At 66.1% G+C, this 18230-nt stretch carries 15 protein-coding genes; 12 read left to right on the forward strand and 3 right to left on the reverse strand.

Annotation, left to right across the window (positions count from 1 at the left end; translation table 11 throughout):
- Positions 1-11: 11 nt before the first annotated feature.
- Positions 12-497, reverse strand: coding sequence for a hypothetical protein (locus BerOc1_RS09920; protein WP_071545547.1), 486 nt, complete (start codon positions 495-497; stop codon positions 12-14).
- Positions 498-669: 172 nt separating this feature from the next.
- Here BerOc1_RS09920 and BerOc1_RS09925 point away from each other — a divergent pair, with 172 nt between their 5' ends.
- A complete protein-coding gene (locus tag BerOc1_RS09925; protein ID WP_071545548.1) occupies positions 670-2439 on the forward strand; it encodes a 6-hydroxymethylpterin diphosphokinase MptE-like protein in 1770 nt (589 codons plus the stop codon).
- Here BerOc1_RS09925 and BerOc1_RS09930 read toward each other — a convergent pair.
- Positions 2436-4094 carry an NAD+ synthase gene (locus BerOc1_RS09930; protein WP_071545549.1) on the reverse strand — a complete coding sequence of 553 codons (1659 nt, stop codon included), beginning with the start codon at positions 4092-4094 and terminating at the stop codon, positions 2436-2438. The genes BerOc1_RS09925 and BerOc1_RS09930 overlap by 4 nt on opposite strands.
- Positions 4095-4400: 306 nt before the next feature.
- Between BerOc1_RS09930 and gmd the strand changes: the two genes are divergently transcribed.
- The 10 genes from gmd (at position 4401) to BerOc1_RS09980 (ending at position 15769) form a co-directional block, all read left to right on the forward strand.
- Positions 4401-5495, forward strand: coding sequence for a GDP-mannose 4,6-dehydratase (gene gmd / locus BerOc1_RS09935; RefSeq protein ID WP_071545550.1), 1095 nt, complete (start codon positions 4401-4403; stop codon positions 5493-5495).
- Positions 5495-6430 (forward strand): NAD-dependent epimerase/dehydratase family protein, encoded by a 936-nt coding sequence (locus tag BerOc1_RS09940; RefSeq protein ID WP_071545551.1) that lies wholly within the window; start codon positions 5495-5497, stop codon positions 6428-6430. Before gmd ends, BerOc1_RS09940 begins: the two co-directional genes overlap by 1 nt.
- Positions 6431-6505: 75 nt before the next feature.
- Positions 6506-7342: a glycosyltransferase family 2 protein gene (locus tag BerOc1_RS09945; protein ID WP_071545552.1), complete on the forward strand. Its 837-nt coding sequence runs from the start codon at positions 6506-6508 to the stop codon at positions 7340-7342.
- Positions 7330-8274 (forward strand): class I SAM-dependent methyltransferase, encoded by a 945-nt coding sequence (locus tag BerOc1_RS09950; protein WP_071545553.1) that lies wholly within the window; start codon positions 7330-7332, stop codon positions 8272-8274. Before BerOc1_RS09945 ends, BerOc1_RS09950 begins: the two co-directional genes overlap by 13 nt.
- A 61-nt stretch (positions 8275-8335) precedes the next feature.
- Entirely contained in the window at positions 8336-9352 is a 1017-nt protein-coding gene (locus BerOc1_RS09955; protein ID WP_071545554.1) for an elongator complex protein 3, read from the forward strand.
- A 213-nt stretch (positions 9353-9565) separates the two neighbouring features.
- Positions 9566-10696, forward strand: a complete 1131-nt coding sequence (locus tag BerOc1_RS09960; RefSeq protein ID WP_071545555.1) for an amidohydrolase family protein — start codon at positions 9566-9568, stop codon at positions 10694-10696.
- A gap of 22 nt (positions 10697-10718) precedes the next feature.
- Positions 10719-11648: an aspartate carbamoyltransferase catalytic subunit gene (locus BerOc1_RS09965; RefSeq protein ID WP_071547073.1), complete on the forward strand. Its 930-nt coding sequence runs from the start codon at positions 10719-10721 to the stop codon at positions 11646-11648.
- A 248-nt stretch (positions 11649-11896) separates the two neighbouring features.
- The gene (locus tag BerOc1_RS09970; RefSeq protein WP_071545556.1) at positions 11897-13180 is read left to right on the forward strand and encodes a dihydroorotase; all 1284 of its coding nucleotides are present in this window, start codon (positions 11897-11899) and stop codon (positions 13178-13180) included.
- A 135-nt stretch (positions 13181-13315) separates the two neighbouring features.
- Entirely contained in the window at positions 13316-14650 is a 1335-nt protein-coding gene (locus BerOc1_RS09975) for an HD domain-containing protein (protein WP_071545557.1), read from the forward strand.
- A gap of 273 nt (positions 14651-14923) precedes the next feature.
- Positions 14924-15769, forward strand: a complete 846-nt coding sequence (locus BerOc1_RS09980; RefSeq protein ID WP_071545558.1) for a hypothetical protein — start codon at positions 14924-14926, stop codon at positions 15767-15769.
- A gap of 86 nt (positions 15770-15855) precedes the next feature.
- Here the strand turns inward: BerOc1_RS09980 and BerOc1_RS09985 are convergent, their stop codons facing one another.
- Positions 15856-16749, reverse strand: coding sequence for a LysR family transcriptional regulator (locus BerOc1_RS09985; RefSeq protein ID WP_071545559.1), 894 nt, complete (start codon positions 16747-16749; stop codon positions 15856-15858).
- Between the two features lie 117 nt (positions 16750-16866).
- Between BerOc1_RS09985 and BerOc1_RS09990 the strand changes: the two genes are divergently transcribed.
- Positions 16867-18144, forward strand: coding sequence for an APC family permease (locus tag BerOc1_RS09990; protein ID WP_084641351.1), 1278 nt, complete (start codon positions 16867-16869; stop codon positions 18142-18144).
- The last annotated feature ends 86 nt before the right edge of the window (positions 18145-18230 follow it).

The raw sequence follows: 18230 nt of genomic DNA on the forward strand, positions 1-18230 counted from the left end.
GCCCCGGTGGATCACATGATGTTGATCATGGACGAGGGGTTGCGTCCCTCCTCTTTCAGCTTCTGGTAGGCGCGCAGGTCCTTGTCCAGCTTGTTCAGGAGGACGGTCACCAAATCGCGCCGGGGTACGCGCCGGGCCGGTGTGGAGATGGTGAACCCGTCGGTCATGACCACGTAGAGTTCGAAGATGACGTCCGAATCGGACGTGACCGCCTTGTACTGGTCCTGGGGCGAGGTCTGGACCCTGACCTCCTGGAAGAGTTCGTTGCGCGCCCGGATGTACCCGAGCATGCGCTCGATCTCCCGTCCGCTGTAGTCCCGGCGGCCCAGCCCCCCGGAGAATTTGAGTTTCTTGGCGGCGGTATTGGAGAACACCGACTCGCCCTTGCGCATCAGATCGAGGTTGAAGAAGATGGCGATGACGGCGGCCGCCGCCAGGAGCAGGAGCATGTTCCTGGTCCACTCCGCCTTTTTCTTCCGCCGTTTCGAATCGTTCATGCGTCCTCCCTGAAAGCCGTGCGCCGCGTGGCTCCTATACTATGAAACCCGGGAAGAAAAAAGCCTTGCCTGCACCCGATGCGCGGAGAGGCCCGGTTACCTTGACAAAAGCGGCGGGGCGGGGCCAAGTTGCACAGTGTGAAACCGTGAACCGGGGAGTTCGAGGGGACCTATGGAGAACAGCAAGATAGCCGCCCTGGTGGAGTTGGGCGTCCTCTGCCGGGGCGTGCAGGTGGAGCCCGAGGGAGACGGCGGCGCCGATCCCGGCCCGCACCGTTTTTCCGAGCACCCTCAACTGTGCCGGTTCGAGAATCCGGCCTTCCTCCACCCCTTTGAGGATCCGTCGGCCGCCGCCTATTCCCTGTTCGCGCCGGACACCTCCATGGAGGAGGCGCTTTCCGCCACCCGGCTGGTGGTCCTGCTCGGCACGGCCGATACCCCGCAGCTGCGCGCCGCTCTGGCCTCCAGGACCACGGTGGTGATCCTGTTCGAGCCGGACGAGCGGACGCTTATCCGCTTCCTGGAAGCGTTCAAGCTGGCCGGGCTGAACCGGCCCAACCTGTTCTGCTTCACCGGCGATCCCCGCTCCTTCGACCCGCCCCTGCAGGACATGCTGCCCGGCGACATGTTCCGGCTGGGCACTCCGGCCTTCTTCATTACCGACCGCGTGCGCCGACTGTACGGCGGATGGGCTGATCGGGTGGTGGAATACCTGGAAATCCTGCACTACCGCCACGCCATCTACGGGCTGTCCGGCCAGGGACTGAGCCGCTCCCGGCCCCTGCGGGACATTCACCGGGGGCTGCTCTACGACCAGCAGGTGCACGCCTTCGAGAACGTGCGCGAATACCTGACCGCGCCGCCCATCGCCGGATTGCGCAACCGGCTGCGCGGGGCCGAGGCCATCCTGGTGGCCGCCGGGCCGGACCTGCCCGAAAGGCTCGACTGGATCAGGCGCAACCGGGAGCGGGGGGTGGTCATCTGCGTGAACAACGCGGTCAAGCCCCTGGCCGACGCGTCCATCCAGCCGCATTTCGTGGTCATCAATGACACCTCCATCGACTCCGGGGTGGTCTTCCGGCACATCCCGAAGATGCCCGAGACCATCCTGGTGGCTCACTGCCTGTCCGACCTGGGCGGGGACCGTTTCCGGCAGAAGTACCTGTTCGGCTCGTTTTTGCCGCAGATATTCGGGGAGCGGGACTCCCTCCGGCTCCACGGCTCGGTCATCTCCACGGCCTTTTCCCTGGCCCGCCACCTGGGGTGCGAGCGCTGCGTGCTGGTCGGGGCGCAACTGGCCTCGGCCAACCCGTGGGGGTTGAGCTACGCGCGGGGCACGGTCAAGGACGCGCCCGGCACGGCAGAGCGGGAGCTGGTCAACGAACATCCCCAGCTCTGCCCGGTGACCACGCCCTTCGGGGAGCCGCTCTTCACCACGCTCAACTTCCTGGACGCGGCCCTGTGGCTGTCCGAGGAAATTCGCGTGTCCGGGGTGCCCTGCGTGAACACCTCGCGGGCGAGCATCCTGTACGGGGAGGGGGTCGAGTTCGACGAAGAGCCCGTTCTGTCGGGCAGGGTGGAGCACATGAAGGACCTGTTCCGGCCCGAGCCGCCGCGCGTGGACGTCAGGGAGGCGGGCCGCTGGCTGCGCCGTGAGATCCGACTGTGGACCAGCGTGGCCGAGGCCGCCCGGACCGTGCTGGCCGACGACACCCCGGCCATGGCGGCCAAGGGCATGGCCATCCTGGACCAGCTGGACAAGAACAACGTCACCTATCTGGCGGAACGGCGTGGGGGCCTGCACAACCGGCTGTTTTACAGGCAGGTCTTCGAGGGGGACGAGTCGTCCCGGCGCAAGGGGCTGCGCCTTTATTTCCGCGATGTCCTGGCCATGAGCGGCGAGTTTCTCGACCTGCTCGCAAAGGCCCTGACACTCCTCTAGAGGTCGCGGCGGCAGGCCAGGGGCATGCGCCAGCCCGTGCCGAAGGAGCGCGGCGTGAGCTTGATGCCGGGCGCGGCCTGGCGGCGTTTGAACTCCGCCCCCCGCACCAGGTTGAGGACCCGGTTCACCGTGGCCTCGTCAAAGCCCGCCGCGATGATCTCGGCGCGCGACTGGTGGTGCTCGATGTGCCTGGCCAGGATGGCGTCGAGCACCGCGTAGTCCGGCAGGGAGTCCTGGTCCTTCTGGTCGGGCCGCAGTTCCGCGGACGGCGGCTTGGTGATGATCGCCTCCGGGATGTTCGGGGCGACGTTCGCGTTGTACCATTTGGCCACGTTGAACACCCCGGTCTTGTCCACGTCCGAGATGACCGCATACCCGCCGGACATGTCGCCATATATGGTGCAGTAGCCCACGGCCAGCTCGGACTTGTTCCCCGTGGTCAGGAGCAGGGCCCCGAACTTGTTGGACATGGCCATGAGCAGGTTGCCCCGGATGCGCGACTGGATGTTCTCCTCGGTGGTGTCCGGTTCATACCCGGCAAAGGGCTCGGCCAGGGTCTTCTCGAACTGGGCCATGATCGGCTCAATGGGCAGGGTCACGGTCCTGATCCCGAGATTCTTCGCCAGTTCCAGGGAATCGTCGATGGACCCCCTGCTCGAATAGGGCGAGGGCATGAGCACGCAGGTCACGTTGTCCGCGCCCAGTGCCTCGGCGGCCACCGCGGCGGTCACGGCCGAGTCGATGCCCCCGGACAGGCCGACCAGGGCCTTGGAAAAGCCGCTCTTGCGCACGTAGTCGCGGGTGCCGGTGACCAGGGCGCGCCAAGTCTCGGCCTCGCGGCAAAAATCGTCGTCGGCCACGGTGTTGGCCGAGGGGTTGTCCGTGTCCACCACGATGACGTCCTCCTCGAACCCCTGGGCCCGGGCCATGAGGCCGCCGTCCCGCGCGAAGGCGCAGGACCGGCCGTCAAAGACCAGGTCGTCGTCGGCCCCGGCCTGATTGACGTAGACCATGGGCACCCCGTACTTGCGGGCCACGGCCCCGAGCATGTCCTCGCGCAGCTGCTGCTTGCCCAGAAACAGCGGCGAGGCCGAGAGGTTGACGATGATGTCGGGGCTTTGGGCCGCGGCCTCCTCGAGCGGGTCGCGGGCATAGGTCCGGGCGTCCCAGTAGTCCTTGTCGTTCCAGGCGTCCTCGCAGACGGTCACGGCCAGGGTCAGGCCGTGCGTGCGAATGATGTTGGCCTCCGGGTCCCCGGCCGGAGCGGGCTCGAAGTAGCGCGCCTCGTCGAACACGTCGTAGGTGGGCAGCAGGGTCTTGCGCACGGACCGGGTTATCCGGCCCCCCTCGCAGAACAGGGCGCAGTTGAAGACCGGCTTGCCCAGGCCGGACGGGTTCCGTTCCACCGCGCCCAGGAGCAGGGGCGGACCGTCCCTGAGCGCCCCGGCCAGTTCCTCGGCCCGCTCCCGGACCCGTTCCACGAAGCTTTCGTAGAGCAGCAGGTCGCGCGGCGGATAGCCGGTCAGGGCCATCTCCGAGGTCACGCAGAGTTCCGCGCCAAGGGAGTGCGCGCGGCGGGCAGCGTCCAGTATCCTGGCCGCGTTGCCGTCCAGATCGCCGACAATGGGATTGAGTTGCAGGACGCCTATTTTCATCGGGCCGTGATACGCCAAACCCGCGCCGGGGGCAATACACACCCGATTTCTTTCCCTGTTCGGGATGGCCGGACTTGGGGCAGGCCCGATCCTTGCATCGCCCTGTTCCGGCGTCATGGAAATGGCGTCGAAAAGACCGTCTTGCCTGGCCTTCGGGTTGAGTATCGTTTGGTCGGTGAATAAAATGAGGCAAAAAACCTTAAGGTATTTGGCTTTTATGCCGAACAATCATACAGTCGGTTTATGATTGAAATGAGAAAATTGTCCGGGCACCGTCCCGAAACTCATGGCTGCGACAGGTAGAGAATGAAAAAGACAGCGTTGATTACCGGGGTAACCGGGCAGGACGGCTCCTATCTTGCGGAGCTGCTGCTCGACAAGGGGTATGAGGTGCACGGCCTGAAGCGCCGGGCCTCGTTGTTCAACACCGAACGGGTGGAGCACCTGTACCAGGACCCCCATGAGAAGGACCAGCGGTTCATCCTTCATTACGGTGACATGACCGACGCCACGAACCTCATCCGGGTCGTGCAGGAGGTCCAGCCGGACGAGATTTACAACCTGGCAGCCCAGAGCCACGTGGCCGTGTCCTTCGAGACCCCGGAATACACGGCCGACACCACGGCGCTCGGCCCGCTGCGGCTGCTCGAAGCCATCCGCATCCTCGGGCTGGTGGACAAGACACGCTTCTACCAGGCCTCGACCTCGGAGCTGTTCGGCAATTCCGGGACGGCGGTGCAGAGCGAGATGACCCCGTTCAGCCCGCGCTCGCCCTATGCGGCCGCCAAGCTCTACGCCTACTGGATCACGGTCAACTACCGGGAGGCGTACGGCATGTACGCCTGCAACGGCATCCTGTTCAATCATGAATCGCCCCGCCGGGGCGAAACCTTCGTCACCCGCAAGGTCACGCGCGGCCTGGCCCGCATCGCGGCCGGGCTGGAGTCCTCAATCTGGCTGGGCAATCTCGACTCCCGGCGCGACTGGGGGCACGCGGCCGACTTCACCGAAATGATGTGGCTCATGCTCCAGCAGGAGCGTCCGGACGACTACGTCATCGCCACCGGGACGAGCTACTCTGTCCGCGAACTGGTGGAGATTGCCGGAGCCAGCCTGGACTACAATATCGCATGGAAGGGCGAAGGTGTCGAAGAGGTCGGGTTTGACATCAAAACAGGTGCCGAATTAATCCGAATCGACCCCAGGTACTACCGCCCGACCGAAGTGGACAGCCTGACCGGCGAGGTGGCCAAGGCCAGGGAGCGGCTGGGCTGGACGCCAAAGATATCCTTTATGGAAATGATCGCGGAGATGGTCGCCGCCGATCTGGAAAAGGCCGGGGCCGAGGTGCTCTGCCGGGAAAACGGCTACGGCGCGCCGTCCATGTGCCGGGGGGAATGATGCGCAGGGATGCCCGGATTTTCGTGGCCGGCCACCGGGGACTGGTGGGTTCGGCCATTGTCAGGCGGCTTCGGGACGCGGGGTATGCAAGCCTGATCCTGCGTACCCATGGGGAGCTGGACCTGACCCGCCAGGCCGACGTGGCTCGGTTTTTCGAGGAGGAGCGGCCCGAATACGTGTTCCTGGCCGCGGCCAAGGTCGGCGGCATCCACGCCAACAGCGCCTACCCGGCGGATTTCATCCGCGACAACCTGCTCATCCAGACCAACGTGATCGATTCGGCCTACCACAGCGGGACGCGCAAGCTCCTGTTTCTCGGGTCGTCGTGCATCTACCCGCGCGAGGCCCCGCAACCCATCCCCGAGGACGCCCTGCTGACCGGCCCGCTGGAGAAGACCAACGAGTGCTACGCGGTGGCCAAGATCGCGGGCATCAAGCATTGCCAGGCCCTGCGCCGCCAGTACGGGTTCGACGCCATCAGCGTCATGCCCACCAACCTCTACGGGCCGGGGGACAACTATCACCCCGAGAACTCCCACGTCATCCCGGGCCTGATCCGCCGATTCCACGAGGCCAAGACCTCGGGGGACGCCGAGGTGGCGGTCTGGGGTTCCGGGACCCCTCTGCGGGAGTTCCTGCACGTGGACGACCTGGCCGACGCCCTGGTATTTCTCATGGAGGAATATTCGGGCGAGGCGATCGTCAACATCGGCTCGGGCAGCGAGTTGACCATCCGGGAACTGGCCGAGCTCATCGGGCGCGTGGTCGGTTTCAAGGGGGCCATCCGGTTCGAGCGGCCGGAGATGGACGGGACGCCGCGCAAGTTTCTGGACAGCCGCCGCCTCCGGGCCATGGGCTGGAGCCCGAAGTGGCCCCTGGAGGAGGGGCTGGCCGAGGCCTACGCCTCTTTCCGCGAGCGGGAGGCAGGCGAGTAACGGGCCGGGCCCAGGAGCGTTTTCCCGGGCAGCCAATCGAATGGTCGGCGAATGAACAAAGCGCAAATCAATACTATGAAGCAAGCGGCAAAACTCATATCGGTGGTGGTCCCCACCTACAACCAGGCGCAGTATCTGGGCGCGTGCCTGGATTCCATCTGGTTCCAGGACTACCCTAACATCGAGATCATTGTGGTGGCCGATCCCTCCCCGGACGACACCGCCGAGGTCCTTGCGGCGTTTCGCCGGAGCGTGGCGGAGGACAAAGTGTCCCACGCCGCGCGGCTGGAGCCGGACGGTTCCGTATCCCGCGCCGAATACCCCCGGTACCGCACCGGGGGCCGCTCCCTGGTCATCCACGAGAGCCCGGTCCGGCTGGGGCACACCCCGTCCTACAACAAGGGGTTCGAGATGGCCTCGGGCGAGTACTGCACCTATGTCGCCTCGGACGACATCTGCCATCCGCAGATGCTCTCCGAACTGGCCGCGCCGCTCAATCGCGACGAGGCGGACTTCGTTTTTTCCGACATGTTCGTGGTGGACGACGCCATGCGCATCCTGCGTGAGTTCCGGCTGCCGGACTACAGCTTCGAGGCGAGCTTCTGCGACTGGTACCTGTGCGGCGTGTCCAAGCTCTACCGTCGCTCACTGCATGAACGGTTCGGCTACTACGACAACGAATACACGGCCAACGACCACGAATGCTTCCTGCGCTTTGCCATGAACGGCGCGCGCTTCAAACACATCCCCAAGACCTTGTACTCCGTGCGCAGCCACGACCAACGGGCACAGGACGTCCATTCGTCAGCCGGGATAGACAAGCTGCTCGCGGAATCCCGGAAACTGGTCGAAAAGGCCAGAGCCTTTGCAAAGGCCCCTAAACCGCTGCCGGAGGAGAGATGCACTATCTGAAACAACTGCTGGACGAATACGGGATTCGCGGGGACATCGCCGAGATAGGCTACTTTCACGGCGAGGGTTCCACCCCGATCCTGCTTGAGCACGTCGAGGAGCACGGCGGGAACTTCCACTCCATGGATATCTTTCCGGAGGACAAGTATTACCACAAGGCTCTGGATCAGTTGGCGGCGGATAACTGCCACGTGCTCAAGGGCTCCAGCGTGGTCACGGGCGAACAGTGGACGGGCGGCAAGCTCGATTTCCTGTTCGTGGACGGCGACCACGGGTTCCCCCGGATCAGCCCGGACGGGGCGCAATCGGGCATAGCCCTGGATGTCATGGCCTGGCACCGCCACCTCAACGTCGGGGGGCTGATGGTCTTCCACGACTATTTCGGTACGGAAGAGGAATACGGGCAGGCCAGTGTCCTGGCCGTGGAACACGCCGTGGACAGCCTGATGCGGGAACCCCTGTACTCCTTTGTCGGCCGGGCCGGCATCCTGATGGCCTTCCGCAAGGAGCGCAAGGGCGTGCTCCTGCCCTGGTGGAGGCAGAAGCGCCCGGCCCGCGACTATGTCGACGCCTGGACATCGCTGAACGATCGGTCCGGCACGACTGGGGAATTTCTGGTCTACGGCTCCGGCTCGGCGGGCAAGCAGGTCATGGACTGCATCCGCGAGGTCTGGGGAAGGGACGTATCCATCGCCTTCACCCACTCCGAGGCCAAGGAGCCGGGCAGCGCCTTCGGTTGTCCGCTCATCCCCTTTGCCGAGGTCCGGGAATTTTCGGGCACGGTGGTCATCGCCTCCATCCACGAAAAGGCCATGGCCGAAGCGCTTGAATCCGTGGGCATGCAACGGCTCAGAGATTTCTATCGTTATTACGAGTTCGTGAGCTGGGCCCATGTGGGCCGCTACGGGTTCCCGGCCGTGACCGAAGAGTAGTCTTCGGCCCGGCCTCGCGGCAAGGGGTGCAAAACACGGCGAAAGCCCGTATCCTCCGCTTATGCGTTTCGCCCACCCCGAACCCGTTCCCGCCTCCGTCCGCGTCTGGCCGGTCTTCCTGCCCTTTGCCGGATGTCCCTACCGTTGCCTGTTCTGCGCCCAGGACAAGCAGACCGGGCGGGACCACGCGGATCTGGCCGCCATCCTCGACGGACTGAAAGCCGATCTTCACAGCGCCCTTGAGCGGGGCCACGGTCCCTATGAACTGGCCTTTTACGGGGGTACCTTCACGGCCCTGCCTGCTCCATGGCCCGAGACTTTTCTTGCCCTGGCCGCCCGGTTTCGTGAACTCGGCCTGATCTCCCGCGTGCGTTGCTCCACCCGGCCGGATTGCGTGGCGCCGGACGGCCTTTCACGCCTCGCCTCCCTCGGCCTGGACATGGTCGAGCTGGGCATCCAGTCCTTTGACGACGAGGCGTTGCGCGCCTCGGGGCGGGGGTATTCGGGGAAGGTGGCGCGGGCGGCCTGCCGCATAGTCAACGAGTCCGGACTGGCGCTCGGCATCCAGCTTCTGCCCGGCCTGCCCGGCGATCGGCCCGGCCTGTTCCGGGCCGATGTTCGCGCGGCCGCCGACCTCAGGCCCGAGACGGCGCGGCTTTACCCCTGCCTGGTGGTCCGGGGCACGCCCCTGGCCGATCTGTGGGAGCGGGGCGGCTACGTCCCGTGGACCACGGACCGCGCCGTGCGCGAACTGGCCGAGGCGTTGCCCGTGCTCTGGGCCGAGGGGGTCCGGGTCATCCGCCTGGGGCTGGCCCCGGAGCCGACCCTGGACGAGAACGTCCTGGCCGGGCCGCGCCATCCGGCACTGGGCCAGTCGGCGCGCGCCCTGGCCCTGTTCGAAGTCGTCAAGGACAAGGTCCGGGAGCTGGGCCGCCGCCCGTCTCTGCTCGAAGTGCCGCGCCGCTACTCGGGCGAGTTCTTCGGCCACGCCCGCGAACTGGCCCCGGCCTATTTCGAACTGGGAGTGGCCGGGGATTCGATCCGGTTCGCGGAGTCGGAACTGTTTTTCCTGGAATAATGCCGTCCGGCATCAAGACGGCGGCCGGGCCGCTGCGGGCATTCCGGGGCGAAATCCGGTTTCAGCGCCCCTTGAAGAGGCGGGGCAACGGTGAGATGTCTGCCGGTTTTCCTTTACCCCGTTCGCAAAACATACTACGAAATATTCTCAGCCCGTGCGCGGGCACTTCACCGTAAACATCGAACCGAAAGCAGGGGAGACGAATTAACCGAAATGGTTGAACTCGTTCGCGCGGCCAGAGCCGCGACCATGATACCCGGCGCGCCCGTCATCGAAGACGCCGCCATCCTCGTCGAACAGGGGATCATCAGGGAAGTCGGCACCTTCGGCTCCCTGCGCAAGACCCATACCGGCGACGTCCTCGATCTCGGGGACGTTTTTCTGTGTCCCGGCCTGGTCAACGCCCATTCCCATCTCGAACTGGCCCACCTGCGCGGCAAGTGCCCCGCAGGGCAGGGCTTCGTCACCTGGGTGGAAGACCTGCTCAGACAGCCCATCTTCGACCTCGAACCGGACCTGCTCGACAAGGCCGTGCAGGAACTCAAGCGAACCGGCACCGTCATGGTCGGGGACATCGCCACCCGTTTCGCCAAGGAGATGGCCGGAATGCTCGAAGCATCCGGCCTTTTTTTCGCGGTCTTCTGCGAGGCCATCGGCGAGACCGTGCCCAAACGGACCTTCATCCCGTCCGGCGAGTTCGGGGCGGGCTTCATCTCCGTGGCCGGGCATTCGCTCTACACCACCCACCGCGACGTGCTCCGGGCGGCCAAGGCCGAGTCGCGCGAAAAGGGCCTGCCCTTTTCCCTGCATCTGGCCGAGCACGACGACGAGACGGCCATCATGGCGGGTCGGCCCAGCGCCTTCCTGGACCTGCTCCAGGCGCGCGGCCGGCTGCTCGACTTCGAGCCCCCGGGCAAGCGCCCGGTGGAGCAGGCCTCCGCACTCGGCCTGCTGGACGAGACCACCCTGGCCGTGCACTGCGTCAAGGTCACGGACGAGGACATCGACACGGTGCGCAAGTCCGGAGCCACGGTCTGTCTGTGCCCGCGTTCCAACGAGTTCATCGGCGTGGGCCGCGCCCCGTGGGAAAAGTGGTTCGCCTCGGGCACGCCGCTCTGCCTGGGCACCGATTCCCTGGCCTCGAACACCGATCTCGACCTGTGGAACGAGGCCCGCTATCTCAAGGAAAATTTCAACGGCGGGCTGTCCCTTGACGACGTGCTCGCCATGGTGACCCGCAACCCGGCGCGCATCCTGGGCGCGGGCAACACCCTCGGCACGCTGGAGCCGGGCAAGGCCGCGGCCTTCGCCCAGGTCCCGGAGACACTGCAAGCGTTATTCTAGGATGCCGGAGGCAAGAAACGACATGAAATGGTTACACAAGGACCTTCTGGACGTGTCCCAGCTCTCCAAACCGGAGGTCATGGCGATCTTCGAGACGGCGGGACGGTTCCAGGAACTGCAGGAGAGGCCGGTCAAAAAAGTGCCCACCCTCAAGGGCCGCAGCGTGGTGCTCTTTTTCGCCGAGCCGAGCACGCGCACCAAGACGAGCTTTGACGTGGCCGGAAAGCGGCTGTCCGCCGACACCTTTTCCCTGGCCAAGAGCTCAAGCAGCCTGACCAAGGGCGAGTCCCTCAAGGACACCGCCCTGACGCTCCAGGCCATGGCCCCGGACGCCATCGTCATCCGGCACTGGTGCTCGGGCGCGGCCCGGTTCATGGCCGACCGGCTGGACTGCTCGGTCATCAACGCGGGCGACGGCCGGCACGCGCACCCCACCCAGGCCCTGCTCGACTCCTTCACCCTGCACCAGGAGTGGGGCGACGTGGCGGGCAAGACCATCCTCATTCTCGGCGACATCGCCCACAGCCGCGTGGCCCGGTCCAACGTCATCCTGCTGACCCGGCTCGGTGCCAAGGTCCGGTTGTGCGGGCCGCGCACCCTGCTGCCCCCGGCGCTGAAGACCTGGCCGGTCAAGGTCTACTCCGACCTGAACGAGGCGGTCAAAGGCGTGGACGCGGTCATGTGCCTGCGGCTGCAGCTGGAGCGCCAGAAGGACGGACTGCTGCCCGACCTGCGCGAATACTCCCGGACCTTCGGCCTGGGCGCGCGGCACCTGGAACTGGCCAACCCGGACGTGCGCATCATGCACCCCGGCCCCATGAACCGGGGTGTGGAAATCAGCTCGGAACTGGCCGACTCGGCGGGCTCCCTGGTCCTCGACCAGGTCGCCAGCGGCGTGGTCGTGCGCATGGCTTTGCTGTTCCTGTACATGACCAGGAAAGGCGAAGAGTAGGGATGCCGCCTGCGGCGGCGGGGTCGGGTGACTTCGCCTCCGGCGGCCAAAGGGGCGGGCCCCCTTTGGAAACCCTGTGTCGCCTTCGGCGAAAGGGTTCATTGGAAAACAGGATGTTCGCGGATAACGCACCCCGCGAAGCGGCAATAAAAAGTTTTGGAGATTCTTAAGAACCTTTTTCAAAAGGTTCTTAAGCCCCCGGAGGGGCCCCCGGCAGGGCCGCCGGAGGCACACACAGGAGGCTCAATATGGCCAAGATCGATTTGATAGTCAGGCGCGCCAACCTCAATGGCAAGGACGTGGACGTTTTCGTCTCCAAGGGCAAGATCGTCGAGGTCAAGCCCTCGGCCGAGTCGCTGGACGCGGGCGACGCCAAGGTGGAGGAGGCCTACGGGCTGACGCTGCTGCCGTCGCTGACCGACGTGCACGTGCATCTGCGCGAGCCGGGGTTCGAGTACAAGGAGGACGTGGAGTCCGGTCTGCGGGCGGCGGCCTGGGGCGGGTTCTCCAACATCATGTGCATGGCCAACACCAAGCCGGTGAACGACAACGGTTCGGTGACCGAACTGATGCTCGACAAGGCCCGCAAGCACTGGCCCAAGGGCCCGCGATTGTTCCCCATCGGCGCGCTGACCAAGGGGCTCAAGGGAGAGGAACTGGCACCCATGGCCGAACTGGCCCAGGCGGGCTGCGCGGCCTTTTCCAACGACGGCGTGCCCGTGGAGTCGACCAAGATTTTCCGCCTGGCCGTGGAGTACGCGTCCGACTGGGACCGCGTGGTCATCGATCATTGCGAGGATCCGTACCTGGGCGTGGGCGTGGGCGTGAACGAGGGCGAGGTCTCGAGCCGCCTCGGGCTGCCCGGCCAGCCGGACGTGGCCGAGGCGCTGCAGGTGGCCCGCGATATCCTGCTGGCCGAGTACCTGGACCTGCCCATACACCTGGCGCACATATCCTGCCGCAAGTCCGCCGACCTGATCCGCTTTGCCAAGGCGCGCGGGGTCAAGGTCACGGCCGAGACCACGCCGCACTATCTGACCATGACCGAGGCCGTGCTCGAAGCCGAAGGCACCGAGTACGACACGGCGGCCAAGGTCAACCCGCCCCTGCGCCCCGAGGACGACCGGCTGGCCATGATCGAGGCGTTGAGCGACGGGACCATCGACTGCCTGGCCACGGACCACGCGCCCCACGCGGGCCACGAGAAGGAGACCGAGTTCGACGTGGCCCCGTGCGGCATCTCCGGTCTGGACACGGCCCTGTCCGTGACCTGGGGGCTGGTCAGGGACGGCGTGCTGACCCGCGAGACCTTCCTGCGCGCCTGGACCACGGCCCCGTGCGCGGTCTTCAACCTGCCGGTGAACACCTTCGCGCCCGGCGATCCGGCGGACTTTTTCCTGTTCGACGAGGACGAGGAATGGACCGTTTCTGCCTCCACCCTGCATTCCAAGGGGAAAAACACGCCTCTGCTCGGTTCCGTGCTGAAAGGGCGGGTAAAAACCCATTTCATTGCGGGGAAAAAGATTGTATAGCAGGGATTCCCGTCGGCCGACCACGAGCCCGGGGAACGCGCCGGGGCGAAACCAGCCCGCAGGGCGCCACCTTGCAACGAATCAATGTGAGGCCGTTCGCCCGAAAGCGGCGCGGGCGGCCGAGAGAGGAGAGATATGAGCCAGCCTTTCAAAGACGCTGTCGGCTTTTGCAAAACCATAATGCGCAACGGGTTTGACGCCTATATCATCAACGTCCGGCTCCAGGCGCTGACCCTGGACGAGACGGGCAGCGAGCAGGAACTGGACATCTGCACCGAGGCCCCGTTCGATGAGTTGAAGAAATATTTCCCCAGCATGGAGGCGTCCGGCGACCAGAGCATCGTCGGCACCCTGCTCGAAGGCGGGGTGACCTACTTCTTCTACCCCGCCTCCACCGAAGAGGCCGCCTACACCGACGAGACGATCTCGACCATGACCCCGCGCCTGCTGAAGCGGCTGGAACAGCGCGGCGACATCCCGCTGTCCGCGGTCTGCCCGTTCATTCCCAAGGCCAAGGAGACCTACGCCGACTTTGCCGACTTCGCCGAGGGCCAGATCCGCTTCAAGGGCATCCCGGACCAGGCCCTGAAAAAGGACTACTCCCTGGCCTACCGCGCCATGCGCTTCGCCGCCAACTTCGACAAGGAGATCGAGGCCAACTCCTGGGCCGCCATCGTGCGCTGCTCCCGCCGCGTGCTCGACTACGTGCCCATGTCCGACTTCCTGGACGAGTGGCGCAAGGTCGAGGCCGAGGCCATGCACAAGTTCTTCGGCCTGCTCTTCGACTCCATGCTCCTGCACGGGCTCATCCCCGAGATCGCGGCCCTGTCCCGCGTCTCCCAGATCAAGAACCCCGACGAGGGCAGCGAGGAGACCGTCCTGGCGCACACCCTGGACGTCATGAAGACCTACCCCGAGGAGTTGCCCTACGACTGGTTCGGCACCGTGGCCTGCCTGTTCCACGACATCGGCAAGCTCTACACCGCCGAATACTACGGCGGCCGCTGGAATTTTCTGCAGCACCACCGCGTAGGTGCCAAGGTCACCCGCAAGGTCTTGAAACGGCTCCATTTCGAGGAGCAGGACATCGACCTGATCTGCGATCTGGTCCAGAACCACATGCGTCCGCACTTCATGCTTACCGACAAGGGCATCCGCAGGCTGCGCTCCCTGGACGAGTACCCGCGCATCATGGAGATGGTCCGCGCCGACATCAAGGCGCGCAACGGCTCCTGGCGCGAGTTCAACCACAACCTCAAGATGGCCGAACGCGCCGATATCCCGGACCTCGAGCTGGAACCGCTGCTCGACGGCAACCGGATCATGGAACTGGCCAAGCTCAAGCCCGGCCCGGCCATCGGCAAGATCCGCGACCAGCTGCTCGAGGCCCAGGTCCGCGACGACGTCTCCACCATCGAAGAGGCCGAGGACTTCGTACTCGATTACGTAGAGGAACACCGCCTGTACTAGACAAAGGCGACAGCGCACTGAAAAGCCCCGGTCCGGCCCCGCCGTACCGGGGCTTTTGTTATGCCTCCGGCGGCCGGGGGAAGGGGAGAGGGGAACCCTTTGAGAAAAGGGTTCCCCTCTCCCCTTCCCCCGGGCCCCCATCCCCTCTCCCTTTCTAAACTTTTTGTGTGCCTTCGGCAGGGGATATGAGGTGGAGGGAAGATTTTTGTTAAGGGGGGTAAAGAAAGGGGAGAGAGGGCCGATAAGAGGTGTATGCAAATCTCCGGCGCACATATGAACTACGGGTTCATGCACCAGCTCAAGACGCGGAAGGACCAGGGCGAAGACCTGGGGGCCGCGGCCTCGCTGCTGGACAACTCCCCGGGCATGCGCCTCGGGAAGATGGCGGAGATCAACCCGGCCAAGGACGGGCTGACCCCGGCGGCCATGGCCCTGGTCAACGCGCCGGGCCAGGCGGCCAAGCGGTCCGGCGATGCCCCCGGCACCTTGGGCGAGACCCTGGCCAACGAGATCGTCCGCCGCATGGGCGAGGTCAAGGACGAGAACGGCGAGGTCAAGGACAGCGAGGATCTGCGTAGCCAGCTGGCCTCGACCCTGGACTGGGTGCGCGAGCGGTTCGGCGACGAAACCGCCGCTGCCGCCTCGGGCATGCTCATCAAGGCCACCTCGTCCGGCGTCAACGAGGACACCCTGGGCAACGGGCTGCTCAACACCCTCAAGTTCATCGACCGCAACTTCGGCACCAACGCGGGCGACACGGCCATAGCCCAGTTCAACGCGGGCATCAACACCGCCCTGAACGACTTCTTCGACAACGGGCAGAACGAAATTTTCCACGTGGCCGAGGCCACGGGCACCCCTTCGGCAACCCAGGTCGCCGGCGCGCGCATCTTCTCTCAGGTCGCCCAGGACACGGATTCCTCCGATGCCCTGGACCAGCTCAACCAGCTCCTGGAGCAACTCAAGGGCGAACTGGACAACACCGCCCAGCTTCAGGACCTGACCTCCCGGCTGGAGGATCAGTTCAACCCGGCCAAGGCGTCCATGGATCAGGCCGTGGCGGCCTACCGGAAGGTGCCGGGCGACACCTCGCCCCAACTGACCAGCGTAACAGTCTAGGCTCCACCCTGCCGGACTTTTTGCGAGCCGACTCACCGTGAGTCGGCTTTTTCGTGCGCGGAATCCGGGGCGCGGTGGCAAACGGGTCAGGCCACCATCCGCTGTTCCGCGCCCCAGACCGTGCGCACCGCGTCGCGGAACTCGCGCAGCGGCGAGCGGGCTCCCTGCGCCTCGAGGAAGGACAGGCAGAGCGGAACCTGCATCCGCTCAGGCCAGAGCACCGCCAGACCGGCCGCTTCCAACCGTCGGCCGTCGTCCTCGCGGAGCACGGCCACGCCCATGCCTTCGGCCACCAGTTCGCGCATGATCGCCTCGTCCACGGTCTGCTCCACCGGGTTGGGCTCCACCCCGAAGGCCGACATGCGCTCGCGCAGGGCCACGTGGAAAGGGCAGCCCCGGAAGGTGTAGATCCACGGCAGGGCGGCCAGGGCGCGCCAGTCGCCGGGGGCCAGCCCCTCGGCCAGGGGCGTGGGCACGGCGATGGCCAGCGGCACCGAGGCCACGTATTCGTCGTGCACCCCTTCCTCGTTCCACATGCCGAAGCGGAAGCCCACGTGCATCTCGCCGGAACGCAGGGCGGCCGCCGTGTAGCGGCTCTGCGAGACCACGAACGACAGCTGCACGCCGGGCGATCCGGCGCGCATGGCCCGGGCCAGCTCGGCCATGCGCAGGAAGGCCGGGTCCGAGTTCAGCCCGACCACCAGGCGCGAGGACGCGGTCCGCTTGAGTCCCTCGCCCCGGGCGCGGAAGTCCTCCATGGCCTGGATGGCCGCCCGGGCATAGGGCAGCAGCGCCTCGCCCTCGGGGGTCATGAGCATGCCCCGGGCCTGGCGCTCGAACAGGGGATAGCCCAGCGAGTCCTCGAGCTGCTTGATCTGTCCGCTCATGGCCGACTGGCTGAGAAAGACCGTCTCGGCCGCCCTGGTCAGGTTCCCGGCAAAGGCCACGGCCACGAAGCACTGCAATTTGCGGATGTCCACGGTATCTTCCTCCTATCTTTCAGCGTTTCGGTTTTCCGAATGGATACACGAAAAATTCGAATTGGCTTTTTCATTCTTTCGCATGATAGCAGTGGCGAATCAAGGAGGAGAGGCTTTATGAGCCAACGGAAAATCGGAACGGTGCCTTTGTGTTGCCTGATGACCGGGGCGGTGCTCGGCTCGGGCATCATCATCCTGCCGCCCCTGGCCATCGAGGTGGCCGGGCCGTGGGCCTTGCCCGCCTGGGGCGCGACCATGCTCTTCGGCGTGGCCTTCGCCTACATTTTCGCCAGGGTGGGGACCCTTTTCCCGGGCGAGGGCGGCGCGGCCGACGCCGTGGCCCGGGCCTTCGGGCCGTGGGCCAGGGACCTGGGGGCCTACGCCCTGGCTGGAGCGGCCCTGTTCGGTCCGGCCGCGGTCATGCTGACCGTGGCCAACTACCTGCCTCCGGGGATGCTGCCGGATACCCCGGCCGCGCACGGCGCGGCGGCAGCCGTGGTCCAGGTGGCCAGCGCCCTGCTCCTGGCCGGAGGGCTCAGGACCATGAGCCGCGTGACCACGGTCCTGGCCGTGACGGCCACCTGCCTGCTTCTGGCCGGGGCCGCCGTCACCCTGGCCTTCCACCGTTCGCCCGAGGGCGTGGACGCACTGTCCGCCTTGCCGCCGCTGTCCGTGCCGACCCTGGGCTATACCCTGCTTCTGCTCTTCTTCGCCGTGGTCGGCTGGGAGGTGGTCGGCAATTACGGGGCCGAGGTGCGCGATCCGAGCCGGACCATGGTTCGGGCCGCCGTCCTGGCCGGGCTGGTCGTCGGCCTGGTCAGCCTGGCCGTGGCCGCCGGGCTTCAGCTCGGCTCCTTTCCGCAGGGGGCGGGGCACGGCGTGGCCGGACTGCTCCACCCGCTGTTCGGCCCGGCCGCCCCGTGGATCATGTCCGCCCTGGTGGCGGCCCTGTGCGTGACCACCTATCTCATGTTCGTGGGCGCGGTCATCCGTCTGGTGGCCCACCTGGCCCGGCAGGGCGGCCTGCCCGCCTTGCTCGACCGGCGCAACGGGCGCGGCGTGCCGGTGGCGGTCCTGGCCGTCTACACCCTGGTCCACCTGGGCCAGCTCGCCCTGGTCTCCCTCGGCGTGCTCGACATGGCGGGCATCCTGGCCATCGCCGACGGCTTTTTCCTGGTCAACGCCCTGCTCGGGGCCCTGGCCGCCGCCAGGCTCCTGGTCCAGCCCCTGCCGCGCGCCGTGGCCCTGGTCCTGGCCCTGTGCCTGTTCGCGGTCCTGCTCAGCTCCCACTGGCCGGTCTTGGCCGTCATCTCGCTCATGGCCCTTGCCCTTGCCGTGCGCACGGCCCGCCAGCGGCGTTCCGCAGGGGAGAGCGCCGTTGTGGAGCGGCCGTAGGCCTGCCGCCGCGAGGGACGTTCAGCCTCCGATGCTTCCCGTCGGGGCCCAAACGGTTTTTGCCCAATAAAAAAGGGCCGGAAAAT

The sequence above is a fragment of the Pseudodesulfovibrio hydrargyri genome (assembly GCF_001874525.1).
GTDB lineage: Bacteria > Desulfobacterota > Desulfovibrionia > Desulfovibrionales > Desulfovibrionaceae > Pseudodesulfovibrio > Pseudodesulfovibrio hydrargyri.